Here is a 24,416-nt window from a genome sequence, read left to right as displayed (position 1 = left end):
TCGCGCGCCGTCTCCTCACGTGCGGCGCGCCGACAGCACGCCACGCGGCTCACTTCGCGCCGTAGATGTCGAAATCGAAATACTTCCGGTTGATCCGCCGATACGTGCCGTTCGCGAGAATCGTCGCGAGCGCGCGATTGAACGCGTCGCGCAAGTCGGTGTCCTGCTTGCGCAGACCGAGCCCATCGCCCTGCCCGAAGTACTTCGTGTCGTCGATCGCTTCACCGGCGAATGCAAAGTCCTTGCCGTGCGGCTTCTTCAGGAATCCGTCGCTGGCCGCGATGGACGCCTGGAACGCCGCGTCGAGCCGCCCCGTCACGAGATCCGCGTAGACCTGGTCCTGGTTCGGGTAGGACACGATCTGCACGCCGGCCCGCTGCCAGTTCGCGATCGCATAGTCGGCCTGCGCGGAGCCCTGCTCGACGCCGATCCGCTTGCCCTTCAGCGATTCGGCCGTCGGCAGCAGCGGCGAACCCCTGCGCGCGATCAGCCGCGCAGGCGCGTTCGAGATCCGGTTCGTGAACGCGATCTGCTGCATCCGCTTCGGCGTGATCGTCATCGACGACGCGATCACGTCGAACTTGCGCGCGAGCAGCCCGGGGATCATCCCGTCGAAACTCGACTCGACCCACACGCAGCGCGCCTTCAGTTCCGCGCACAGCGCATTCGTGATGTCGATCCCGAACCCGGTCAGCGTACCGTCCGGCAGCTTGTACTCGAGCGGCGGGTAGGTCGGATCGACCGCGAGCCGAATCTCCTTGCCCGCCCAGTCGCCCGCATGTGCGGCCCCTGCCGCCAGCGCCATCGAGAGCGCCGCCATCCACTGCTTCATTGCCGTCTCCTTGTGTAGATCGTGAATCGAATTCGTCCGGCGCATCGGGCACCGGCTCGCCGCGTACGCAGCATGCGCCGCGTCACGCGAGATATCGCTCCGCCAGCGCGACCCAATAGCTCGCGCCCGTCGCGAGACATGCATCGTTGAAGTCGTAGCCGGGGTGGTGCAGCCCGCATCCGGTCGCGCCATCGCCGTTGCCGTCGCCGTTGCCGATCGACAGGTAGCTGCCCGGGCACGCGTTCAGCATGAACGCGAAGTCCTCGCTCGCCGCGATCGGCCGCAACTGCGGAATCAGCGCGCCGTCGCCGCCCCATTCGCGCGCGACGTCGCGAGCGAATGCCGTTTCCGCCGCGTGATTGACGAGCACCGGATAGGTGTGCCGGTAGTCGATCTCGGCCGTCGCGCCATAACTCGCGGCCTGCCCGTGCACGATCTCGCGGATGCGCCGCTCGAGCAGCGCGCGCACGTCCGGCGACAGCGCGCGCACGCTCAGTTCGAGCTCCGCGTGCGGCGGAATCACGTTCGACGCGGCGCCCGCATGGATCGCGCCCGCCGTGACGATCGCCAGCTCCTGCGGATTCACGTTGCGCGACACGATCGTCTGCAGCGCCATCACGATCGATGCGCAGACCACCACCGGATCGACCGTCGTGTGCGGCGCGGCGCCGTGCCCGCCCCGGCCCATCACGCGCACGCGCACCTCGTCGGCCGACGCCATCGCCGGGCCGTCGCAGAAGCCGAGCACGCCGGCCGGCAACCCCGGCACGTTGTGCATCGCGAACACCGCGTCGCACGGGAACCGCGTGAACAGCCCGTCGTCGAGCATGCGCTTCGCGCCGCCGAGCCCTTCCTCCGCCGGCTGAAAGATCAGGTTCAGCGTGCCCGTGAAACGCGCGCGCGCCGCGATGCAGCACGCGGCGGCGAGCAGCATCGCCGTATGGCCGTCGTGGCCGCACGCGTGCATCACGCCGTCGTGCCGGCTCGCATGCGGCAGCCCGGTCGTCTCGCGGATCGGCAACGCGTCCATGTCCGCGCGCAACCCGAGCCGCTTGCCGGCGCCGCGCGCCAGCGTGCCGACCACGCCGGTGCCGCCGAGGCCGCGCTCCACCCGATAACCCCATGTTGTCAGGTGCTCGGCGACGAGATCGCCGGTCGCGCGCTCCTCGAAGCCGAGCTCGGGATGCGCGTGCAGCCGGCGGCGCAGCGCGATCATCTCGGCTTCGATCGCTGCCATTTCGGGAAAAATTCGTGTTTGGCCCAACCCCGATACTCCTTCGCTACGTTCCGGTTGTCGACCGCCGGAGGGCGGATCGTGACGGGATCGTATGCAGCGAAAATCCGGCCGACCAGCCGCGGTTTCGTTATGATGACAACCTTTCGTTGTCGGGTATCGCACCATGAAACTGCATCAGTTGCAGGCGCTCGTCGCGAGCGCAGAGGCCGGCAGCATCCGGGGCGCGGCGCGCATGCTCGGGCTGTCGCAGGCGGCCGTCACGCGCGCGTTGCGCGAGCTGGAGGCAAGCGAGCGCCTGCCGCTGCTCGTGCGCGCGCCGGAGGGCATCGGCTTTACCGAATACGGGAAAACCTTGCTCACCCATGCGAAGCTCGTGCTGAAACAACTGGAGCACGCGCAGAGCGATCTCGAACGGCTGCGCGGGCGCGTCGAGGGGCGGCTGAGCGTCGGCGTCACGCCATGGCTCACCATGACGTTCCTCGCGGAAACGGTGCTGCGTTTTCGAGAACGGATGCCCGACGTGCGTCTCGAACTCTACGAAGCGTTGATCGCCGTCGCGCAGCCGCTGCTGCGCGACGGCACCATGGATTTCGCGCTCGGGCACGTGCAGCCGGGCAGCGCGCAGGAATTCGCGTTCGAGCCGATGCTGCGTTACGAGACCTCGGTGATGGTGCGCGCCGGCCACCCGCGCGAACGCGCGCGATCGATCCACGATCTGCTCGACAACGATTGGGTGCTGAATTTCGCGGCGGACGGCCAGGCGGCGCTCGTCGACTACCTGTTCACGCGCCACGGCGCGCAGATCGACGAGCGGCGCATCGTGCGCGCGCAATCGGTCGCGATGCTGCAGACGATGCTCGAGCAGGCCGACATGTGCACGTGGTGCCCGACGATTCTCGCCGCCGTGCCGCCGTTCGGCGAGCGGATGCGCGCGCTGTCGCTGAAGGAGACCTTCGAGCCGCGCGAGCTCGGCATCGTCACGCGCCGCAGCAGCACGCTGAGCGAGGCCGCGCGCTGCTTCATCGACTGCCTGCTGCAGGTCGTCCGGCGGCACGCGCGCTCCGCGCGCAAGGACGATCTCGCGCTGTTCAAGACCGTGTCGCTGCTGATCTGACGCGCCCGCGTCGCGCGTTGCGCGTTGCGTCCGGCGACGGTCTCCATGCCGCAGAGCCGGACCCGTTCCCAAAGCGCATTCGCGCAAATGCTTTTCCGAATCCGTTATTGGATCGCGCCGGCGCGCATTTCTATACTCGTCAGCACTCTCTGTTAAAGAGTGCCAGCCCATTTCGACAGAACAGCACAGGACGAAAATATGAGCCTACGCCCCTTGCACGATCGCGTGATCGTGAAGCGACTCGATCAGGAAACCACCACCGCATCGGGCATCGTGATTCCCGATAGCGCGGCCGAAAAGCCAGACCAGGGCGAAGTGATCGCCGTCGGCCCCGGCCGCAAGGACGCGGACGGCCAGCGCATCGTGCCCGACCTGCAGGTCGGCGAGCGCGTGCTGTTCGGCAAGTACGCGGGGCAAGCCGTCAAGGTGGACGGCAACGAGTTTCTCGTGCTGCGCGAGGAAGACATCGTCGCGGTCGTCAATCAATAACGGAGCACAATCATGGCAGCGAAGGAAATCATTTTCAGCGACGTCGCACGTGCGAAGCTGACCGAAGGCGTCAACATTCTCGCGAACGCGGTGAAGGTCACGCTCGGGCCGAAAGGCCGCAACGTCGTGCTCGAACGCAGCTTCGGTGCGCCCGTCGTCACGAAGGACGGCGTGTCGGTCGCGAAGGAAATCGAACTCGCGGACAAGCTGCAGAACATCGGCGCGCAACTCGTGAAGGAAGTCGCGTCGCGCACCAGCGACGCGGCCGGCGACGGCACGACGACGGCCACCGTGCTCGCGCAGGCGATCGTCCGCGAAGGCCAGAAATACGTCGCGGCCGGGCTCAATCCGCTCGACCTGAAGCGCGGCATCGACAAGGCCGTCGCATCGGCCGTCGACGAATTGAAGAAGATCAGCAAGCCGACCACCACCAGCAAGGAAATCGCGCAGGTGGCGACGATTTCCGCGAACGGCGAGGAGTCGATCGGCCAGCGCATTGCCGAAGCGATCGACCGCGTCGGCAAGGAAGGCGTGATCACCGTCGAGGACGGCAAGTCGCTCGCCGACGAGCTCGACGTCGTCGAGGGGCTGCAATTCGACCGCGGTTACCTGTCGCCGTATTTCATCAACAATCCGGACAAGCAGATCGCCGAGATCGAAAGCCCGTACATCCTCCTGCACGACAAGAAGATCTCGAACATCCGCGACCTGCTGCCGGTGCTCGAGCAGGTCGCCAAGTCGGGCCGACCGCTGCTGATCATCGCGGAAGACGTCGAAGGCGAAGCGCTCGCGACGCTCGTCGTGAACAACATCCGCGGCATCCTGAAGACGGTCGCGGTCAAGGCGCCGGGCTTCGGCGATCGGCGCAAGGCGCTGCTGGAGGACATCGCGATTCTCACCAGCGGCCAGGTGATCGCCGAGGAAACCGGCTTGACGCTCGAGAAGGCCACGCTCGCCGACCTGGGCCAGGCGAAGCGCATCGAGGTCGGCAAGGAAAACACCACCGTGATCGACGGCGCGGGCGATGCGAAGAACATCGAAGCGCGCGTGAAGCAGATCCGCGTGCAGATCGACGAGGCGACGTCCGACTACGACCGCGAGAAGCTGCAGGAACGCGTCGCGAAGCTCGCGGGCGGCGTGGCGGTGATCAAGGTCGGCGGCGCGACCGAAATCGAGGTGAAGGAGAAGAAGGATCGCGTCGACGACGCGCTGCACGCGACGCGCGCGGCCGTGGAAGAAGGCATCGTGCCGGGCGGCGGCGTCGCACTGATCCGCGTGCGGCAGGCGATCCGCGAGCTGAAGGGCGTGAACGCCGATCAGGACGCGGGCATCAAGATCGTGCTGCGCGCGCTGGAAGAACCGCTGCGCCAGATCGTCGCGAATGCGGGCGAGGAAGCGAGCGTCGTCGTCGCGAAGGTCGCCGAAGGCACGGGCAACTTCGGGTACAACGCGCAGACGGGCGAGTACGGCGACCTCGTCGAATCGGGCGTGCTCGATCCGACCAAGGTCACGCGCACCGCGCTGCAGAACGCGGCGTCGGTGGCCGGACTGCTGCTGACGACCGATGCGACCGTGTTCGAAGCGCCGAAGGATGCGGCGCCGGCTGCCGCACCGGGTGGCCCGGGCGCGGGCGGGCCGGGATTCGATTTCTGACGACGCGGCAGCGTGCGCGCCGGTTCGCCGGCGTGCGCGTCCTGGCTGGATCCTGCGACGCGTGGCGACAGAGGTCGTTGCGCGTTGTTCGCTGACGCGTGGCCGGCCCGACCGGCTCGCTGCCTTTCATGCAGGTGCTGCACGGGCAGACCGTCGCCACCGTCGACGGATGTGCCGCAAGCGACGCCCGTGCGCGCCGCGCCTTCGCGCAGGAGGTCGCGCTGCTCGGGCGCACCGGCATTCATCCTGTCGTTATCCGAAACATTCCGACCGCGTCCGCCACACAATCTTTCCACGTCGTGCACGCCGCCACGGCCTCTTCGTGCAACGCACGGGCACCGTCACGCAGGCGATGCCGTCCGAAATCCGTCGCCACGTTTCCGACCGGTTGGCATGAAAACGCTTGCGGCGGCCCGCGAAGGCCGCCGCAAGCGGGTCAACATCGACATCGACACCAACGTCAGCGTCGCGCCGCCAGTCTCCTGACGACGCTCACCAGCGCATCGACTTCATCGCACGTGTTGTAGAACGCGAGCGACGGCCGTACCGTGGCCTCGAGCCCGAAGCGCCGCAGAATCGGTTGCGCGCAATGATGCCCCGAGCGCACGGCGATTCCCTCCTCGTTCAGCGCCTGCCCGACTTCCTCGGTTTCGTAGCCCTTCAGCACGAACGACAGCACGCTCGCCTTGTCGCGCGCGGTGCCGACGAGCCGCACGCCCGGCACCGGCGCCAGCACGCTCGTTGCGTACGCAAGCAAATCGTGCTCGTAGCGCGCGATGTTCTCGATGCCGACGCGGCTCACGTAGTCGAGCGCCGCGCCGAGCCCCACCGCGTCCGCGATGTTGCCGGTGCCGGCTTCGAAGCGGTTCGGCGGCGGCTGGAACACCGTGCGCTCGAACGTCACGTCCGCGATCATGTTGCCGCCTCCCTGCCACGGCGGCATGTCGTCGAGGATCGCACGCTTGCCGTACACGACGCCGATCCCGGTCGGCCCGTAGATCTTGTGCCCGGAGAACACGAAGAAATCCGCGTCGATCGCCTGCACGTCCACACGCATGTGCGAGATCGACTGCGCGCCGTCGACCAGCGCCTTCGCACCGGCGCGATGCGCGAGCTCGACGATCTCCTTCACCGGCACGACCGTGCCGAGCGCGTTCGACACCTGCGTAACGGACACGATCTTCGTGCGATCGTTGAGCAGCTTCCGATATTCGTCGAGCAATACCTGCCCCGAATCGTCGACCGGAATCACGCGCAGCGTCGCGCCCTTCTGCGCGGCAAGCTGCTGCCACGGCACGATGTTCGCGTGATGCTCGAGATGCGACACGACGATCTCGTCGCCTTCGCCGACGTTCTGCACGCCCCACGTCTTCGCGATCAGATTGATCGCCTCGGTCGTGCCCCGCACGAACACGATCTCGTCGGGCGACGATGCGCCGATGAAGCGCTGCACCGTTTCGCGTGCATGCTCGTACGCATCCGTCGCGCGGCCGGCCAGTGCATGCGCCGCGCGATGAATGTTCGAGTTCTCGTGTGCATAGAAGTACGCGAGGCGGTCGATCACGGCCTGCGGCTTGTGCGTCGTCGCAGCGTTGTCGAACCAGACGAGTTGCTTGCCGTTCACGCGCTCCTGCAGGATCGGGAAATCGCGGCGGATCGCGTTCACGTCGAACGGCGGATGGGCACCGCGATGCAGCTGACCTTGCGGCGCGGCTGCCTGCGCATCGTCGATGAAGTAGCGCGGCACGTCGGTGCCCGATGCATGCGACACCGGCACGTCGCGCTGCACGGCGAGCAGCGCGCGCAGCGCGTCGTCGCCCGGCAACCCGAATGCTTCCGGCGACGCGAGCCCGTTCGACGGCACGACGATGTCCCGCAGCGTCGCCTGCCAGCCCTGCAGCGAACCGTCGGTGAAGTAGTACGGCGACACCTTCGCCGCGCCTTCCGGTGCGGCGGCGCTCACTTGCGGTACGCCGAGCGCCGCCCCGCCGACCCGCGGTTCGAGCGCGGGCGCGATCGACACGACGTTGTCGGGCAACCCGTTCTGCGCGGCCGCATGCGGCGCGAGCGCCGGTGCGCGGTTGCCGAGCGACAACATGTGCGTCGGCGCAGATGGCGCGAGATTCGTGCCGGGCGCCTTGCCCTGCGGCAGCGCGAGCCCCGGCACACCGGTGCCCGCCCCGCCCGGGCCTGCGAGCGGCGAGCCGCCCGGCACCGGGTTGCTGACGGACGCGAGAATCGGCGCCGCCGCCGGCAATGCCGACGGCACGCCGCCGACCGCGCCGCTGCCCGCCGACAGCCCGGGCGCGGTAGCCTGCCCGGGCGGCGTCGCGAAGAACTCGGACGCGAGCCGCGCGAGCGTCGCCGGGTCGGGCAGCCCGGCCGGCAGCGACGCATGCGGCAACCCGTGCGCGTCCCCGCCGGCCAGGCCGGGATTAACGGTAGGTGTCGGGATAGTCATGGTACTTGGCGATTTCGACGTCATCGAGGACAGCCAGCGCATCCGGCGAATGGACCGCGAGCGAGCAATACAGCGAGATCAGGTACGACGCGATCGCCTGATTGTTGATCCCCATGAAGCGCACCGACAGGCCCGGCCCCTGCTCGCCCGCGACGCCCGGCTGATACAGGCCGACGACGCCCTGGCGCTTGTCGCCGACGCGCAACAGCAGGATCTTGGTCTTGCCGTCCGCGACCGGCACCTTGTCCGACGGAATCAGCGGAATGCCGCGCCACGTGAGGAACTGCGAGCCGAACAGGCTGACCGTCGGCGGCGGCACGCCGCGCCGCGTGCATTCGCGGCCGAACGCGGCGATCGCGAGCGGGTGCGTGAGGAAGAAGGCCGGCTCCTTCCACACCTTCGTCAGCAGCTCGTCGAGATCGTCCGGCGTCGGCGCGCCCGTCAGCGGGAAGATCCGCTGTTCGTCGGTCACGTTCGCGAGCAGCCCGTAGTCGGGATTGTTGATCAGCTGGCTTTCCTGCAGCTCCTTGATCGTCTCGATCGTCAGGCGCAGCTGCTCCTTGATCTGGTCGTGAGGACTACTGTAAAGATCGGAAATCCGCGTATGCACGTCGAGCACCGTGCTCACCGCGTTCAGGAAGTATTCGCGCGGCTGCTCCTCGTACGGCACGAAGGTCTGCGGCAACACGCTTTCGTCCTCGAGCTGCGTGCACGCGGCGCGCACGGCTTCCGGGTTCTTCACCTGGTTCAGGCGGTAAATGCCGGCCTCGACCGGCACCCATTGCAGCAGATGGGTCAGCCAGCGCGGCGTGATCGTGGAAAGCTGGGGGACGGTCTTGGTAGCGTTCGCTAGTTGGCGGGCGGCGTGATCGCTCAGCGCGGCCGTGCCGCTTGCAACGGTCGACATGTGTGGCTCCGGGTTCTTAAGATGAAAAACAGGATTGCTTATGACGCTCGGTGATTATCGGAAACCCGCCCCTGCCGGCTCAACATGCTATAGCCGTCAGGTCGTGCAACCGAAGGGGGAAACGATGCGGGGCAACCTCAGGTGACGTATGCGGCCGGCAGCAGCGTCGAGATCGATACGTCGAACGCGCGGGCGATCTTGTCGGCCGTGACGATCGACGCGATCGCCTCGCCGCGCTCGATCTCGCCGACGTACGAGCGGTTCAGCCCCGCATGCTCGGCCAGTTGTTCCTGCGACCACGTGCGCGCTTCGCGCAGCTTGCGCACGTTGGCGCCGAAGTGATGGATGAGGTCGCTCATCGCGCCTCCCAGGCGACGCGCGCCGCCGTGCGCGGCGCGGCGTTCGCTTCGCTGCGCAGCACGGCCTGCGTGACGTTTGCGCCGGCCGGCACGTCTTGCGTGAGCCACACGTTGCCGCCGATCACCGCGCCCCGCCCGATCGTCACGCGGCCGAGGATCGTTGCGCCCGCATAGATCACGACGTCGTCCTCGACGATCGGATGGCGCGCGAGCCCTTTCTCCAGATGGCCGGCGGCATCGCGCGGGAAGCGCTTCGCGCCGAGCGTGACGGCCTGGTACACGCGCACGCGCTCGCCGATGATCGCCGTCTCGCCGATCACGACGCCCGTGCCGTGGTCGATGAAGAAGCCCGCGCCGATGCGCGCGCCCGGATGAATGTCGATGCCCGTCTCCGCATGCGCCTGCTCGGCGATGATCCGCGCGAGCAGCGGCAGGCCGAGCCCGTACAGTTCGTGCGCGAGCCGGTGGTGGATCATCGCGAGGATGCCCGGATAGCACAGCAGCACCTCGTCGACGCTGCCGGCCGCCGGATCGCCGTGGAAGGCCGCCAGCACGTCGCTGTCGAGCAGCCGGCGAATCTCCGGCAAGCGCGCGGCGAACGCCTGCACGGCCGTCGACGCGACTTCATCGATGCGATCGGGCGGTGGCCCGTCGGCATTGCGCTGACGCGCTGCGTAGCGCAATTCGAGCGTCACCTGCGCGAGCAGCGCATTCAGCGCCGAATCGAGCGCATGGGCCACGTGGAAGTTCTCGCTTTCCTGCCGCAGATCGGGCGGCCCGAGCCGCATCGGAAACAGCACGCCCTTCAGCGCGCCGACGATCTGCGCGAGCGCTTCTCGCGCCGGCAAATCGCGCCCGCCCGGTTCGAGCGAGCGCCGCTGCTTTTCGCGCCATGCGCGACGCACCGTCTGCAGCGATTGAACGATGTCGTCGATGTCGAATGCGGCCATCCTGCTTTCTCCCCGTCACGGCCGTGAATCAATCCTGCGCCCACGGCAGGCCGCGAAAGCGCCAGCCGTTGCGGCCGCCGCGATGCTGCCGTTCGTCGAGATCGCCCTCGAAGCCTTCGAGCACATTGAAAACCTGCGTGAAACCACCCTTCGTTGCGGCCTCGGCCGCCTGCGCCGAACGGTTGCCGCTGCGGCACAGCAACAGCACGACCGCGTCCTTGCCGGTCTTCGCTTCCAGTTCGCGCACGAAGCGCGGGTTGCGCGTCAGGCTCGTGCCGGTCGCCCACGGCACGTGCAGCGACTCCGGCACGTGGCCGACGAATTTCCGCTCCTCGGCCGTGCGCACGTCCACCAGCAATGCGTCGCCCGCCGAGAACAGCGCCCACGCGGCTTCCGGCGCGATGCCGCCCGCATAGGGCGTGCCGGCCGCCACGGCTGCCGCGCGCGCGTCTTCGAGCGCCTGCTGCGCAGCGGTTCGTTCTTGCAGTTCAACCGTCATGACACTTCCTTGTTCTCGCAAATTCGTATGAACAAAACACCGGGAAAGCGGCTGTTGCAGCTTGCGTGCTGTCTATAGCCGTCAGCACCACTATGCGAGTGCGGTTGGGGAAGCAGAACCAATAAAAATTCATTTCCAAATCAGCGCTGTGGGGAATGCAATGACGGACGCGCGCTATCGATGCGCGGTCGCTGGCGGGCTGGAAATGGAAGGAAGGCGATGACCGTTCGATGTCGTGCATCGAAGCGTTTTAAAAGGCCGGATGGACCAAACCGTCATCTCGTGTTCGAGGCAATGGAATGGACAGCTCACGCTCCGTGAGTTGCGGCGGTGGCAGGGGTGAGGACGGGTTCGATAGAGAAGGCGATCGTTCACGGGCTGACGGCGTCAAGGAAACCTCCACCCGCACCGACACACGCGCCGTGCCCGCCACCGGATCGGGCTGTCACCTTGCTTTCACGAATGCGATTTAGCGTGACGAAACGCGTCGGCCACGCACGCCGGCTCGCCGCGCTTATGAAAGCCGTTGCCGGGTTTTCAACCGCATGAGAGCCGTCTGCATTCATTCACGCGTAACGCGACCACTTCCGGCGCGGTTTCGGTACGATGTTCGCATCGCGTTTTTCGCCGTATCGAATCGCGCGATCCTTTCCATTTGACGGACAAACAAGGATTTTCGTAAAAATGATGACCAAACATTCGCGAAATATTTACTTGCCCATGCTTCTGTCGATTCCGCTGCTGCTGACCACATCGCCAGCGCATGCACAGACGTCCCTGAGCATTTCATGCACGTCGACCACCGGTAACGGGACGTGCACGGCGTCGGTCGGTGCACCGTGGACGAACACGCCGCTCCATTGGCAAGCAACCGATGTCTCGATGACGATTCTCAACAACACGAGCGTCAGCTTCTCGTGCGTCGCCAACTTTCACCCGGGCCATATTTCCGTCATGCCGAGTATTTCGGACGGGAATACCAACATCCCGACGGTTGCCACGATTCAGCTGAGCTGTTGACGACCGACGTCGCGCCGTCGCGCGATATTGGACAGGTAACGATGCATCGGCGATGCCCGTGCGGTGTCGCCGATACACGCGCTGTCTGCACGTCACACCACCGGATCGACCACCTCGACCGGCACCCCACGCGCCTCGATATCGCGCCCCGCGAGCAGACACAGATCCTCGCGATGATGCGAGGCCACCACCTGCACGCCCACCGGCACGCCGTTCGCGAGCGACGTCGTGACGGCCAGCCCCGGCAGCCCCATCGCGGGCAGCGCGCGCAACGTGAGCTGCGCTTCCCACACGCGGTCGAAGCCGTCCGGCCCTTGCCGGTCTAGATCGTCGGGGAACGGCAGTTCCGACGAAACAGGCAGCAGCAACACAGCATATTCGTCGAGAAACAACCGCCACTGCCGCGTCAGCGTCGTGCGCCGGACCAGCGCGCGGCTGATCACGTCGGCCGGCAGGTCGCGCACCTTGCCGCGCACGGCATCGATCACCGCGGCCGCGCCCGGATCGCCGTCCTGCTCGACTGCGTTCGCCAGCGCGCCGAACCCGTCGCCGAGCCACAGCTGTTCCTGCAACAGCGCAGCCTCGCGCATCGGCGGCGTATCGTCGATCTCGTCGACGGTCCAGCCCGCATCGACGAGCCGGCGCGCGGCATCGCGCAGCGCAGCCTCGACTTCGGGCACGACCTCCAGCCCGCGCGGACGCACGCACAGCGCCGCGCGCTTGGGCACCGCGCGCCCGTCGAACGGCACCGCGACGTGCCACGGATCGCGCGAGTCCGGCGCGCAGAAAGCACGCAGCGCGAGCGAGAGATCGTCGATCGTGCGCGCGATCGGCCCGGCCGTCGACATCAGTTGCGCGCCGATCGCGCGCTCCGGCGACGACGCGTTGAACGCCGGCACGCGGCCGAGCGACGGCCGGATTCCGTGGACGCCGCACGCATAGGCCGGGTAGCGCACCGAGCCGCCGATGTCGGTGCCGAGCGCGAGCGGGCCGATCCCGGCGGCCACGGCCGCCGCCGCGCCGCCGCTCGATCCACCCGGCGTCAGCGACGGATTACGCGGGTTGCGCGTGCGGCCATGCACGAGATTCGACGTGAACCAGCGCAATGCGAACGTCGGCGAATTGGTGCGGCCGAGCAGCACCCCGCCGGCCTTCCGAATGTTGGCGACCACCGGACTGTCGGCGGGCGCGATCAGGTTTTCCTGCAGGCGCGTGCCGTTGGTCGTCGCAAAGCCGGCCTGATCGACGTTGATCTTCGCGGTGACGGGTACGCCCGCGAGCGGCCCCGGATCGTCGCCGCGCGCGATGGCGCGATCGACTTCGTCGGCCTGCCGCCGCACGTCGTCGGGACGGTGTTCGACGACCGCGTTGATCGCCGGATTCACGGCATCGAGACGATCGAGCACAGTGTCCGCCACTTCGCGCGCGGATACATCGCGCTGCCGCACGCGTTTCGCGAGTTCGGTTGCCGACAGTTGCCAGAGTTGCGTCATGACTTCTCCTGGGTGGAAAGACATCGCCATCACTCACGCACTGCGCCTCCTCACGAAAGCGCGGCGCCGCATTCGCTCACTGCGTAGCCTGCTTCGCGCGCTCAGCGGCGGCGATGATCGCGTCGGCCACGGCCTTCGGCTGGCTCAGCATCGCGACGTGGCTGGCGTTCACGCGCGCGACCGTCGCGCCGATCCGCTTCGCCATCGCGTCCTGAAGCGTCGGGTCGATCATCCGGTCCTGCGTCGCGACGACGAACGTCGACGGCTTCGCATGCCATGCGGCCTGCGCGACCTTCTCGGAGATGCACCCGCTATACCACGGCCCCTGGGTCGCCGCAACGATGCGCTGCTGCACGGGCGGCAGATCCGGCGCGAAATCCTGCGCGATCGCCTTGTCGGACAGCCGTGCGAAGCCGCCTGCGTCCTTGCGCAACTCGCCGGCCCATGACGGCGCCGGCAGGCCCTGCGTGACGTCCGCAATCGACTGGCCGTTGTCGGGCGCGAACGCCGCGACGTACACGAGCGACTTCACCTTGTCGTCGTTGCCCGCGTCGCTGATCACGACGCCGGCCCACGAATGGCCGACCAGCACGACCGGCCCCTTCTGTTCGTCGATCGTGCGCTTCGCGGCGGCCGCATCGTCGGCGAGCGAGCTCAGCGGATTCTGCACCGACACCACGTGCAGCCCGCGCGCCTCGAGCAGCGGAATCACGCGGTTCCAGCTCGACCCGTCGGCGAACGCGCCGTGCACGAGCACGACGTTGGTGCCCTTCAGGTCTTCCTTCGGCGCGGCCTGCGCCGCGACCGCACCGAACAGTCCGCCGATCATCGCAGCGGATACCAGAACGCGTTTCATCAAACCGGCCATCGTCATGCTCCTTTCCTTGTCGTATCGTTGAAGTGAAGTACTGCGTGAGCGGCCGCGCCTGCATGTCGCCGGCGCGGCGCGGCATCACGAATGCGCGTACAGGTCGTCGGCGGCGTTGCGTGCGGTACGCGACTGCGCTGCGTCGCGATGGCCGGCCGGCGTCGACGCGTCGGCCACGTTGTCGCCTTGCGACTTCGACGGGCCGTTCTGGTCCGACCGTGCGACTTGCTCGGCAGCCGCGACGGCGTTCTGGGCGGCGGCGATATCGTCCGGGTAATGCGCTTCGCTGCCGGCCGGGTTGTAGCCGGCCTTCTCGAGACGGATGAGGTCCGCGCGCACTTCGGCACGCGTGAGGCCGTGGCCGGTATCGGCGAACGACAGCGCGGGTGCGACGGCGAGGACGGCAACGGCGAGGATTCGAGCGGCTTTCATGAGATTTCTCCTTGAAGGAAGTTGGGGTGTCGATCACTTGGTGTCCGGCGCGAACGTCTGGCACCGAACGTTTGCTGCATGTCGACAGTAGAACCCGCGCACGTATCCGGCATGTTTCCGGAACAGGGCTTTCTGCATGCCAGTTTTTCAAAGAAGGCCGCAGATACAGTGCGATACAAACCCGCTTGCCGATGCGCTCCACCGCTCCCGCGCACCACGAAAAAAGGCGTGCCTCGCAGGGCACGCCTTTCCGTCACCTTCGCACCGCCGTGTCACGTCACGGCGCGAGCCGCGTGAACACGTAATCGTGATTCTTCACCCGCGCCTGATGGCACGCAAAGCACGTCTGATGCTGGCCGATGTCGCCCGGCACGCCGTTGATGAAGCGCCCGAACCCCCAGCCGCCCGTCGCGGCGTAGCGGCGCGAGTCCTTCACCATCACCTGCACGGTCGTCGCCTGGCCGGGCACCGTCGCGGGCGCGAACTCGTCGGACTGCTTGCGCTTGTACGCAAGCTTCACGAGGATCGTGCCGTCCGGGAACGGCAGCGTCGCCTGTTCGAGTGCGCGGATCGCGACCGGGTTGCCGAGCACCACGCGCAATTCGTCGAGCGGTGCGGCCTCTTCGGCCGGGGCGACCATCTCCCATTTCCGGTAGCCGGGCGGAATCGTCACGCCGTAGATCGGCGACGCGGCCGCGGCCGGCTTCGGCTGTTCCGCGAATGCGGCCGGGCCGCTCGCCGACCACGCGCCGGCCAGTAGCGAGCCCGCGACGAGCGCGCGACGCGCGCCGCGCCGCCACACCTCCACGCCGGCCCGCATCACAGATGCTCCACTTGCAGGATCGCGTCGGCGAACGCCTGCGGCGCTTCCTGCGGCAGGTTGTGGCCGATGCCGCCGGCGATGGTCCGGTGCTGGTACTTGCCGGTGAACTTCTTCGCGTACGCGGCCGGCTCCGGATGCGGCGCACCGTTCGCATCGCCTTCCATCGTGATCGTCGGCACGCTGATCGCGGGCCCGGCCGCGAGACGACGCTCGATGTCGTCGTATCGTGCTTCGCCCTTGGCCAGGCCGAGCCGCCAGCGATAGTTGTGGATCACCACGGCCACGTGATCGGGATTCCGGAACGATTCGGCCGAGCGCGCATAAGTCTCGTCGGAGAACTGCCACTTCGGCGACGCGAGCTGCCAGATCAGCTTGTTGAATGCATCGCGATTCTGCGCGTAGCCGAGTTCGCCGCGCTCGGTCGTGAAGTAGAACTGATACCACCACTGGAATTCGGCCTGCGGCGGCAGCGGCTTGGCGTTCGCCGCCTGGCTGCCGATCAGGTAGCCGCTCACCGATACCAGCGCCTTCACGCGCTGCGGCCACAGCGCCGCGATGATGTCGGCCGTGCGCGCGCCCCAGTCGTAGCCGCCGAACACCGCGCGGTCGATCTTCAGCGCATCCATCAGCGCGACGATGTCGACGGCCGTCACGGCCTGCTGGCCGTTGCGCACCGTGTCGGCCGAGCGGAACGTCGTCGAGCCGTAGCCGCGCAGATACGGCACGATCACGCGATAGCCGGCCGCGACGAGCAGCGGCGCGACTTCCGCATAGCTGTAGATGTCGTACGGCCAGCCATGCAGCAGGAACACGACGGGGCCGTCCTTCGGGCCGAGATCCGCATACCCGACATTCAGCACGCCCGCATCGATCTGGTGGATCGTGCCCAGCGACGCGACGCCGGCCGGGCGCTTTGCTGCGGGCGAATCGGGCGCCGACTGCGCTCGCGCCAGCGCGCTAAAGCCGAGGTCGGCCAGGCTCAGGCTCGCCAGCGTCGAGCCCAGGATCAGGCGGCGGCGGGTGTTCACGGTATCAGGCATGACTCGTTCTCCAGTGTCGATCGCTAAGGAAAGGGCCCGCGGCACGTGCGGGCAATCGGGTGTCGCCGTTCGCAGCGGCGGCGCATCGCATCGCCGTGTGAATCGCTTCACCGGTTTTATATCCGAACCGCCCGGAGGCTTTGTATCCCAACGTATCCGTGTGCGGACCCGACACACGACGATTCAAAAAACCACGCGCTGGCATTGCAGGCGGTTGCGTAGAAACGAACACGGGCCGCGCAGCAGGCCGACCCGTATTCGTTGTGTACCCTCCGCTTACGCGCGCCGCAACGGCCGGAACCCGGCACGCACTTCACGCGCGAACAATTCCGGCTCCTCCCACGCCGCGAAGTGGCCGCCCTTGTCGACTTCGTTGAAGTAGATCAGGTTGCGATAGCTGCGCTCGGCCCAGCTGCGCGGCGCCTGGTAGATCTCGCCCGGAAACACCGTGATCGCCGCCGGCAACGAGATGTCCACCGCGTTGAAGTTGTTCGAGTGATCCTCCCAGTAGATCTGCGCGGCCGACGTCGCGGTGTTCGTCAGCCAGTACAGCGAAATGTCGTCGAGAATCTCGTCGCGCGGAATCGAGCGTTCTGGCACGCCGCCGCTGTACGTCCACTGCGAGATCTTGTCGTACATCCACGCAGCCTGCCCGGACGGCGAATCCGCAAGCGCATAGCCGACCGTCTGCGGCCGCGTGACCATCATCGCCGAGTAGCCGCAGTTGTCGCGATAGAACGTCGCCAGCTTCTCGTACGCGGCCCTCTCCTTCGGCGACAGCGAAGCCGGCGCGGGCGCATCGGTCGCGAGCAGCGTCGCGATGTCCGGCGGCACCGTCGCCGGCATGTTGACGTGAATCCCGGCCAGGCCCTGCACGCGCTGCATCGCCATGCGATGCGAGATCACCGAGCCGCAGTCGCCGCCCTGCGACACGAAGCGCGTATAGCCGAGCCGCGCCATCAGCTCGCCCCACGCACGCGCGATATGGTCGGAACCCCAGCCGGTCTTCGTCGGCCGGCCCGAAAAACCGAAGCCCGGCAGCGACGGCACGACGACGTGGAACGCGTCGTCCGCGCTCGCGCCGTGCGCGGTCGGGTCGGTCAGCGGGCCGATCGCCTTCAGCAGCTCGAAGATCGAACCGGGCCAGCCGTGCGTCATGATCATCGGCATCGCGTTCTCGTGCCGCGACCGCACGTGAATGAAATGAATGTCGAGCCCGTCGATTTCCGTGATGAACATCGGGAAACCGTTCAGGCGCGCCTCGCCCTTGCGCCAGTCGTAGTCGGTGCCCCAGTAGCGCAGCAGCGCCTGCATGCGCGCGAGCCGCACGCCCTGCGATTCGTCGGCGACGGTCTCACGGCCCGGCCAGCGCGTCGCGGCGATCCGACGGCGCAGGTCGGCCACGGCTTCGTCGGGAATGTGCGCGGTGAACGGGCGTATGCCGCTCGCGCCGGTCGCGGCATGCAGCGCGGTGGGCAGCATCGCCGAGACCCCGGCGGCCACGGAAGTGGCCAGCAGGTGGCGACGCATCGGGGAAAACGGTGTGGAAGACATCGTTCGGCATCTCCTTTCGTGAAGTGGAAAGTGAACATGCCGCGCGCGGGATCGCGCCTTGGCTTTCAATCCGGCGCGCCCTGGCCACGCGGCGTCGCCCATTTGAAAGGTCCGATGTATCGCGGATTTGTCTGATTTGTACGCGTTTGTAGCTGCTGCTGCACGGCGGGCGGACACGCTTGCGCGGCCCGCGCGCCCGTGTGCCGCTCAGAGCGCCTTGACGATCGCGCCGTCGACGCGAATGTTCTGCCCGGTGATGTAGCCCGCGCCGTCCGACAGCAGGAACGCGACCGTCTTCGCGATCTCGCCGGTCTTGCCGAAGCGGCCGGCCGGAATGCGCGCGACGATCTCCGGCGTTTCCGGCCAGCTGTCGACGAAGCCCGGCAGCACCGCGTTCATCCGGATGTTCTCGGCCGCATAGCGTTCCGCGTACAGGCGCGTCCATGCGCTCAGCGCCGCGCGCAACGCCGACGAAACGGGCATCGGCTGCTCGGGCGCATCCGCCGCGAAGCTCGAGATGTTGACCACCGCGCCGCCGCCCTGCTTCTGGAAGATCGGCGTCACGCGGCGCATCACGCGCACCACGTTCAGCAGGATCAGGTCGAGCCCCGCGTGCCAGTTGTCGTCGGTGATCGCCAGCAGTTCGCCCTTCGGCGGATGGCCGGTGTTGTTCACGACCGCGTCGATGCGGCCGTAGCGCGCGAGCGCTTCCTGCACGAGCCGGTCGATATCGGCCTCTTCCGTCACCGAGCCCTCGATGCCGAAGCCGCCCAGTTCCTCGCCGAGCGCCACCGCGCTGCCCGACGGCGACATCAGCGCGACGCGATAGCCGCTCGCCGCCAATTCCCGCGCGATCGCCGCGCCCATGCCCTTGCCCGCCGCCGTGATCAACGCCACTTTTTCTACAGTCACGATCCGCTCCTTGCTCTCGTTCCGCCGTCGCGCAGCCGCCATTCGGCGCGCCATGGTGGTAATGTAGGCGCATCGATTCCGACTGTCGAACCAGTATTTCTGCCGCCAGCCGATAGTTTTTCTACAGCCTGACGATGCCGCCACGCCCTTCCCGCCTGCCGCCGCTGAATGCGCTTCGTGCGTTCGAAGTGTCCGCGCGACACCTCAATTTCCGCGCCGCCGCCGACGAGATCGGCGTCACGCAGGGCGCCGTCGCGCAGCAGGTGCGTCATCTCGAGGACGTGCTCGGCCTGAAGCTGTTCGAGCGCCTGCCGCGCGGCCTCGCGCTCACGCACGACGGCGCCGCGTATTTCTCCGACGTGCAGCGCGCGCTGCACGCGATCGCCGACGCGACCGACAAGCTCGTGAAACGGCGCGCCGCGCTGACGATCAGCACGACGCCGTCGTTCGCGTCGAAGTGGCTGATCCCGCGGCTCGCGCAGTTCACCGACGCCCATCCCGACTACGACGTGCGCGTGATCGCCGACCCGCAGATCGCGACGTTTCGCCACGACGGCGTCGATCTCGCGATCCGCTATGGCAAGCCGCCGTTCGGCAAGCATCTCGCCACCCATGCGCTGTTCCCGCTCGACGTGTATGCGGTATGCAGCCCGTCGGTGCTGACCGCGCCGGCTTCGCCGCGTGCGCTCGCCGGCCAGGTGCTGCTGCACGACGCGCACGATCTGTGGCCCGCGTTCCTCGCGGCGATGCCCGAATCGGTCGACGTCGATCCGCACAAGGGGCTGCGCTTCAACCAGACGTCGCTCGCGATCGATGCGGCCGTCGCTGGCCAGGGCATCGCGCTCGCGACCGAGCCGCTCGTCGAGCGCGACATCGCCGCCGGACGACTGTGCAAGCCGTTCGACTTCGCGTTTCCGCTGTCGATGGGGTTCTATCTCGTGTATCCGGCCGAGCGCCGCGACGACGACGCGATCGCGGTGATGCGCGAGTGGATGATCCGGGCCGCGTCGGACGGGCGGCCCTGAACGGCCCGAGCGCGTCGGGTTCGTGTCAGGGCGCGATCCAGCGGGCTTCGTAGCCGCTTTCGCTCAGGTCGAATACCGCTCGACGATGGCCGGCGCGTGCGAGTTCGAGCCAGTCGATGCGCGTGACCGTCATGTGGATCAGGCAGAAGTTTTCGTAGCCGTCGCCGGTGGGTGCGGCGCCGTCGACATGCGCGACTTCGGGCGACGCGACCGGCGTACCGGGCGGCAACGGCGCGCGATACAGCAGCAACGTATGCGGCCGGCTCGCTCGCCAGACCGCACGCCGTTGCGCTTCGTCGTCGCAGATCGACGCAACGCCTTCCGCGCGAATCTGCACGAGCGCATCGAGATCGCCGGCGACGATCGAGATGCGCGGATCGCGGCGCAACTCCGCCGCCTTCGCCGAACGCGCATCGGTATGAAACGACAGCACGCGCTCGGTGCGATTCACCTGACGCAATACGATCGTCCGGACCTTCGGCGCGCCATCGAGGCCGAGCGTCGCCGCCTGCAACATCGTGAACGGCGAGCGCGACACGCGCACGCCGGATTCGAGGCAGGACCACAGGCGGTCATGGGTTTGCGCGAGCGATTCGGAAGTCGGGTCGGACATGAGGCAGCGGCGATCGTCGGTGTTTCGATCGCGCAAGCTTAACCGTTCGTGTCGGCGACCGCTCGCATACGATGCGCCGCCGCGCGTGCGCCGCTCAGTTGTAGCCGAGCACGACCGACGCCGCATCGCCGGCATCGGTCGCCGGCTCCGCGCCGAAGCGGCCGAGCACGTCGGCCACATATTGCGGCCCCGCGCCGATCTGCGTCGAGCGATGCGTGGCCGGCCGCTCGTCGCCGGCGAACGATGCTGCGCCCGTCGATGTCGTTTCGTTGACGGTGATCGTCATGTCGATGTCTCCTCACGCGGCCCGCGCCGCACCATACGCGCGCACGAGGCGCGCGACGCCTTCCCTGATCGCATCGACGTCCGGCGCGGCGAACGACAGGCGCAGCGACGCTGCGTCGACGTTGTCCGCGAAGAACGCGTTGCCGGGCACGAACACGATCCTGTTGGCGATCGCCTGCTGCAGCAGCACGTCCGACGGCACCGCGCCGATCCGTGCCCACACGAACATCCCGCCTTCGGGACGATGGAATGCGATTGCATCGCCGAAACCGTCGCGCAGCGCGTCGCACATCGCGTCGCATTTGCGCCGGTACGCGGCCGTGATGCGCGGCAGATGGCGTTCGAGCGCGCCATCGGCCAGGTATTCGGCGGCGGTCGCCTGCGTCCACGGCGCGCTGCACAGATCGACCGTCTGCTTCGCGATCACGCAGCGCCGCGCGATTTCGGCCGGCGCGATCGTCCAGCCCACGCGCAGCCCCGGCGCGACGATCTTCGACAGGCTCGCGAAATGCACGATCCAGTCGCGCGCGCCGTCCACTTCGCCGGCCAGCGCGAGCATCGACGGCACGGCTTCGCCTGCGAAACGCAGGTCGCCGTACGGATCGTCCTCGACGATCAGGAAACGGTATTGCACCGCGAGACGCAGCAGCTTCAGCCGGCGTTCGCGCGTGAGCGTCGCACCCGTCGGGTTCGCGAAGGTCGGGACCGTGTAGAGCAGCTTCGGCTGCGCGATCGCGCCGGACGCGAGTCGTTCGCCGAGACGATCGACGTCGAGCCCTTCACCGTCGACGGGAATCGTCACGATGCGCGCCTGTTGCAAGCGCATCGCCTGCAGCGTGGCCGGATAGGCCGGCTGTTCGGTCAGCACGACGTCGCCGGGCGACACCATCACGCGCAGCAGCAGGTCGAGCCCTTGCTGCGACCCGGTCGTGACGAGCAGCTCGGCCAGCGTGCAGGCGACGCCGCGCCGCGCCATCAGCGCGATCAGTTGCTGCTTCAGTTCGGCGAGGCCGTCGGTGGGGCCGTATTGCAGGCAGCGAACGGGCTGCGCGTATGCGCGTTCGGCGGCCGCATTCAGGCCGTCGACATCGAACAGGTCGCTGGCCGGGTAACCGCCCGCGAAGGAAATCATGCCCGGTTCGGACAGGTACTTGAACAACTCGCGGATCGGCGAACCGGCAGGGTTTTGGAATGAGGGCGTGAACGCGTACATGTCGTCGTGAGCGGGTGGGCACGGCCGGCCGGGATAGCCGCCGCGTGCCGGCCACCAAGGCGCTTCTGGCGCCGCGGCGGTGAATTCGAGCCACGATTGTCGATAGTCATTAAGGGCTCGGCAAACGATATCTATGCACTAGGTCTTGCGGTTTGGTCATCAAATGGGGAGCGGCGCGCGGGTCAACCCGGAGGCGCGTCCGTAACCGCCCCTCCCCCAGCGATCCCTCAGCCCGTCACCCTCGATTGGCCTCGATCACGGTCAAAGCGGCCATATTCACGATCCGCCGCACGGTTGCGCTGGACGTAAGAATGTTCACCGGCGCATTGACGCCGAGCAAGAACGGCCCCACCGCCACATTGCTCCCCGCTTCCGTCTTGAGCAGGTTGTACGCGATGTTGCCGGCATCCACGTTCGGACAGACCAGCAAATTCGCCGCCCCCTTCAACGGCGACATCGGCAGCAGCTTCGCCCGCAGCCCTTCATCGAGCGCGCAGTCGCCATGCATCTCGCCATCCGCCTCGATATCCGGCGCCTGCTCCCGCACGATCTCCAGCGCCCGGCGCATCTTCACGCCGGAAGCCGCACTCCCCGACCCGAAATTCGACCGCGACAGCAGCGCCACCTTCGGCGTCAGATTCAGCCATTCCATCTGCCGCGCCGCCGCGATCGTGAATTCCGCGATCTGCTCCGCATCCGGGTTGTCGTTCACGTGCGTATCCACCAGCGCGACCGTCCGCTGATCGAGCAACAGGATGTTCATCGCCGCGTACGTCGACGCACCGGGCTTCTTGCCGATCACTTCGTCCACGAACCGCAGGTGATTGTGATACTCGCCCACCGTCCCGCAGATCATCCCGTCCGCGTCGCCGAGCTGCACCATCATCGCGCCGATCAGCGTCAGGCGGCGGCGCATCTCCACGCGCGCCATTTCCTTCGAAATACCGTCGCGGCACCGCAGTTCCCAATACTTCGTCCAGTACTGCGGGAAACGCTCGTCGTATTCCGGATTGGTTACTTCGACGTCCTGACCGAGCCGCAAGCGCAGGCCGAACCGCTCGATGCGCGCGAGCAGCACCTCCGGACGCCCGACCAGAATCGGCCGCGCCAGCTTCTCGTCGACGATGACCTGCACCGCACGCAGCACGCGCTCGTCTTCGCCTTCGGTGAACACGAGCCGCGCCTTGCCGCCGTCGCGCACGAGCTGACGCGCAGTCGCGAACAGCGGCTTCATGAACGCGCCCGAGTGATAGACGAATTGCTGCAACTGTTCGACGTACGCATCGAGATTCGCGAGCGGACGCGTCGCCACGCCGCCTTCCATCGCCGCCTTCGCCACGGCCGGCGCGATCCGCACGATCAGGCGCGGGTCGAACGGCTTCGGAATCAGGTATTGCGGGCCGAACGACACATCGTATGCACCGTAGGCCGCCGCGACGACTTCGTTCTGCTCTTCCTCGGCCAGCCCCGCGATCGCGTGCACCGCGGCGATCTCCATCTCGCGCGTGATCGTCGTCGCACCCACGTCCAGCGCGCCGCGGAAAATGTACGGGAAGCACAGGACGTTGTTGACCTGGTTCGGGTAGTCCGAGCGGCCCGTCGCGATGACGACGTCGTCGCGCGTCTCGTGCGCGAGTTCCGGGAAGATTTCCGGCGTCGGATTGGCCAGCGCGAGAATCAGCGGGCGCGCCGCCATTTCCTTGAGCATCTCCGCCGTGAGAATGCCGCCCACCGACAGCCCCAGGAACACATCCGCGCCGCCGATCACGTCGGCGAGCTTGCGCGCCTCGGTTTCCTGCGCGAAGCGCGACTTGGCCGGATCCATCAGCGCGGTACGGCCGCGATAGACGACGCCTTCGATGTCGGTCACCCAGACGTTTTCCACCGGCAGCCCGAGGTCGACCAGCAGGTCCAGGCACGCGAGCGCGGCCGCGCCGGCGCCCGACGTCACGACCTTCACTTCCTTGATCGACTTCCCGACGACCTTCAGCCCGTTGATGAACGCGGCGGAAACGGTAATGGCGGTGCCGTGCTGATCGTCGTGGAAGACCGGAATCTTCATGCGTTCGCGCAGCTTCTGCTCGACGGTGAAGCATTCCGGCGCCTTGATGTCCTCGAGGTTGATGCCGCCGAACGTGGGCTCGAGGCCGGCGATGATGTCGACCAGCTTGTCCGGATCGGTCTCGTTGATCTCGATGTCGAACACGTCGATCCCGGCGAACTTCTTGAACAGGACGGCCTTGCCTTCCATCACCGGCTTCGACGCGAGCGGGCCGATGTTGCCGAGACCGAGCACGGCGGTGCCGTTCGTGATCACGCCGACGAGATTGCCGCGGCTCGTGAAGCGGTGCGCCTGCAGCGGATCGGCGGCGATCGACTCGCACACGCTCGCCACGCCGGGCGTATAGGCCAGCGCCAGATCGCGCTGGGTCACCAGCGGCTTGCTCGCCACGACCGAGATTTTCCCGGGGGTCGGAAACTCGTGATAGTCGAACGCGGCCTGCTGCTGTGTCTCTGTCTGTTTCATGTTGGGGTCCCGGCGTGGGCGCCAGGCCAGTCCCGGCGCGATCCATGAAGGTGATTCTAGGGATCCGCCATAACGTGATGATTCTGTTTTAATATCGGTTCATCACTTTT

At 67.3% G+C, this 24,416-nt stretch carries 23 protein-coding genes; 5 read left to right on the top strand and 18 right to left on the bottom strand.

Translation table 11 applies throughout. The features are described from left to right. Positions 1-49: 49 nt before the first annotated feature. Together WS54_RS02285 and WS54_RS02280 are read right to left on the bottom strand one after the other, a co-directional pair. The gene (locus tag WS54_RS02285) at positions 50-832 is read right to left on the bottom strand and encodes an ABC transporter substrate-binding protein (RefSeq protein WP_059784644.1); all 783 of its coding nucleotides are present in this window, start codon (positions 830-832) and stop codon (positions 50-52) included. Between the two features lie 82 nt (positions 833-914). Next, positions 915-2,069, bottom strand: coding sequence for a M20 aminoacylase family protein (locus WS54_RS02280; RefSeq protein ID WP_442861311.1), 1,155 nt, complete (start codon positions 2,067-2,069; stop codon positions 915-917). Positions 2,070-2,232: 163 nt separating this feature from the next. Between WS54_RS02280 and WS54_RS02275 the strand changes: the two genes are divergently transcribed. The 3 genes from WS54_RS02275 to groL all read left to right on the top strand — a co-directional run bounded on the left by WS54_RS02275 (position 2,233) and on the right by groL (position 5,325). Next, on the top strand, positions 2,233-3,183 hold the full coding sequence (locus WS54_RS02275) for a LysR substrate-binding domain-containing protein (RefSeq protein WP_059784646.1): 951 nt from the start codon (positions 2,233-2,235) through the stop codon (positions 3,181-3,183). A gap of 198 nt (positions 3,184-3,381) precedes the next feature. After that, the gene (locus WS54_RS02270; protein WP_011356207.1) at positions 3,382-3,672 is read left to right on the top strand and encodes a co-chaperone GroES; all 291 of its coding nucleotides are present in this window, start codon (positions 3,382-3,384) and stop codon (positions 3,670-3,672) included. 12 nt (positions 3,673-3,684) lie between these two features. Continuing rightward, positions 3,685-5,325 (top strand): chaperonin GroEL, encoded by a 1,641-nt coding sequence (gene groL, locus WS54_RS02265; protein WP_059784648.1) that lies wholly within the window; start codon positions 3,685-3,687, stop codon positions 5,323-5,325. A gap of 460 nt (positions 5,326-5,785) precedes the next feature. Here groL and WS54_RS02260 read toward each other — a convergent pair whose 3' ends face one another. The 5 genes from WS54_RS02260 to WS54_RS02240 all read right to left on the bottom strand — a co-directional run bounded on the left by WS54_RS02260 (position 5,786) and on the right by WS54_RS02240 (position 10,501). Further along, a complete protein-coding gene (locus tag WS54_RS02260) occupies positions 5,786-7,786 on the bottom strand; it encodes a family 2A encapsulin nanocompartment cargo protein cysteine desulfurase (protein ID WP_059784651.1) in 2,001 nt (666 codons plus the stop codon). Further along, a complete protein-coding gene (locus tag WS54_RS02255) occupies positions 7,761-8,693 on the bottom strand; it encodes a family 2A encapsulin nanocompartment shell protein (protein ID WP_034205507.1) in 933 nt (310 codons plus the stop codon). Before WS54_RS02255 ends, WS54_RS02260 begins: the two co-directional genes overlap by 26 nt. 137 nt (positions 8,694-8,830) lie before the next feature. Further along, a complete protein-coding gene (locus tag WS54_RS02250; protein WP_034205508.1) occupies positions 8,831-9,052 on the bottom strand; it encodes a helix-turn-helix domain-containing protein in 222 nt (73 codons plus the stop codon). Then, positions 9,049-10,002: a serine O-acetyltransferase EpsC gene (gene epsC / locus WS54_RS02245; protein WP_059784654.1), complete on the bottom strand. Its 954-nt coding sequence runs from the start codon at positions 10,000-10,002 to the stop codon at positions 9,049-9,051. The genes WS54_RS02250 and epsC overlap by 4 nt, the downstream gene beginning before the upstream one ends. 28 nt (positions 10,003-10,030) lie before the next feature. After that, positions 10,031-10,501 (bottom strand): rhodanese-like domain-containing protein, encoded by a 471-nt coding sequence (locus WS54_RS02240; RefSeq protein WP_059784657.1) that lies wholly within the window; start codon positions 10,499-10,501, stop codon positions 10,031-10,033. A gap of 684 nt (positions 10,502-11,185) precedes the next feature. Here WS54_RS02240 and WS54_RS02235 point away from each other — a divergent pair. Next, a complete protein-coding gene (locus tag WS54_RS02235) occupies positions 11,186-11,521 on the top strand; it encodes a hypothetical protein (RefSeq protein ID WP_156443554.1) in 336 nt (111 codons plus the stop codon). A 92-nt stretch (positions 11,522-11,613) separates the two neighbouring features. Here the strand turns inward: WS54_RS02235 and WS54_RS02230 are convergent, their stop codons facing one another. The 7 genes from WS54_RS02230 to WS54_RS02200 form a co-directional block, all read right to left on the bottom strand. Then, the gene (locus tag WS54_RS02230) at positions 11,614-13,014 is read right to left on the bottom strand and encodes an amidase family protein (protein WP_059784662.1); all 1,401 of its coding nucleotides are present in this window, start codon (positions 13,012-13,014) and stop codon (positions 11,614-11,616) included. A gap of 76 nt (positions 13,015-13,090) precedes the next feature. Beyond that, on the bottom strand, positions 13,091-13,882 hold the full coding sequence (locus WS54_RS02225; protein WP_059785136.1) for an alpha/beta fold hydrolase: 792 nt from the start codon (positions 13,880-13,882) through the stop codon (positions 13,091-13,093). A gap of 84 nt (positions 13,883-13,966) precedes the next feature. Continuing rightward, positions 13,967-14,314 (bottom strand): DUF4148 domain-containing protein, encoded by a 348-nt coding sequence (locus WS54_RS02220; RefSeq protein ID WP_034205513.1) that lies wholly within the window; start codon positions 14,312-14,314, stop codon positions 13,967-13,969. A 277-nt stretch (positions 14,315-14,591) separates the two neighbouring features. After that, positions 14,592-15,134, bottom strand: coding sequence for a cytochrome P460 family protein (locus WS54_RS02215; RefSeq protein WP_059784665.1), 543 nt, complete (start codon positions 15,132-15,134; stop codon positions 14,592-14,594). After that, complete coding sequence (locus tag WS54_RS02210; RefSeq protein WP_059784668.1) at positions 15,134-16,177, bottom strand: alpha/beta fold hydrolase; 1,044 nt, start codon at positions 16,175-16,177, stop codon at positions 15,134-15,136. The genes WS54_RS02215 and WS54_RS02210 overlap by 1 nt, the downstream gene beginning before the upstream one ends. 276 nt (positions 16,178-16,453) lie before the next feature. Further along, positions 16,454-17,731: an epoxide hydrolase family protein gene (locus WS54_RS02205; RefSeq protein WP_059784669.1), complete on the bottom strand. Its 1,278-nt coding sequence runs from the start codon at positions 17,729-17,731 to the stop codon at positions 16,454-16,456. Positions 17,732-17,938: 207 nt separating this feature from the next. Next, positions 17,939-18,643, bottom strand: coding sequence for an SDR family oxidoreductase (locus WS54_RS02200; RefSeq protein WP_059785139.1), 705 nt, complete (start codon positions 18,641-18,643; stop codon positions 17,939-17,941). A gap of 134 nt (positions 18,644-18,777) precedes the next feature. On the opposite strand from WS54_RS02200, the gene gcvA reads away from it, so the two are divergent. Continuing rightward, positions 18,778-19,668 carry a transcriptional regulator GcvA gene (gene gcvA, locus WS54_RS02195; RefSeq protein WP_059784672.1) on the top strand — a complete coding sequence of 297 codons (891 nt, stop codon included), beginning with the start codon at positions 18,778-18,780 and terminating at the stop codon, positions 19,666-19,668. Positions 19,669-19,693: 25 nt separating this feature from the next. Here the strand turns inward: gcvA and WS54_RS02190 are convergent, their stop codons facing one another. The 4 genes from WS54_RS02190 to WS54_RS02175 all read right to left on the bottom strand — a co-directional run bounded on the left by WS54_RS02190 (position 19,694) and on the right by WS54_RS02175 (position 24,306). Further along, the gene (locus WS54_RS02190; RefSeq protein WP_059785143.1) at positions 19,694-20,281 is read right to left on the bottom strand and encodes a pyridoxamine 5'-phosphate oxidase family protein; all 588 of its coding nucleotides are present in this window, start codon (positions 20,279-20,281) and stop codon (positions 19,694-19,696) included. A 94-nt stretch (positions 20,282-20,375) separates the two neighbouring features. Further along, entirely contained in the window at positions 20,376-20,567 is a 192-nt protein-coding gene (locus tag WS54_RS02185) for a hypothetical protein (RefSeq protein WP_059784675.1), read from the bottom strand. Positions 20,568-20,579: 12 nt separating this feature from the next. Further along, a complete protein-coding gene (locus WS54_RS02180) occupies positions 20,580-21,779 on the bottom strand; it encodes an aminotransferase-like domain-containing protein (protein WP_059784677.1) in 1,200 nt (399 codons plus the stop codon). Between the two features lie 235 nt (positions 21,780-22,014). After that, positions 22,015-24,306 carry an NADP-dependent malic enzyme gene (locus tag WS54_RS02175; RefSeq protein WP_059784678.1) on the bottom strand — a complete coding sequence of 764 codons (2,292 nt, stop codon included), beginning with the start codon at positions 24,304-24,306 and terminating at the stop codon, positions 22,015-22,017. Positions 24,307-24,416 lie beyond the last annotated feature (110 nt).

It is taken from the genome of Burkholderia sp. NRF60-BP8 (assembly GCF_001522585.2).
Taxonomy (GTDB): domain Bacteria; phylum Pseudomonadota; class Gammaproteobacteria; order Burkholderiales; family Burkholderiaceae; genus Burkholderia.
This window is presented reverse-complemented; position numbering and strand designations above follow the sequence as displayed.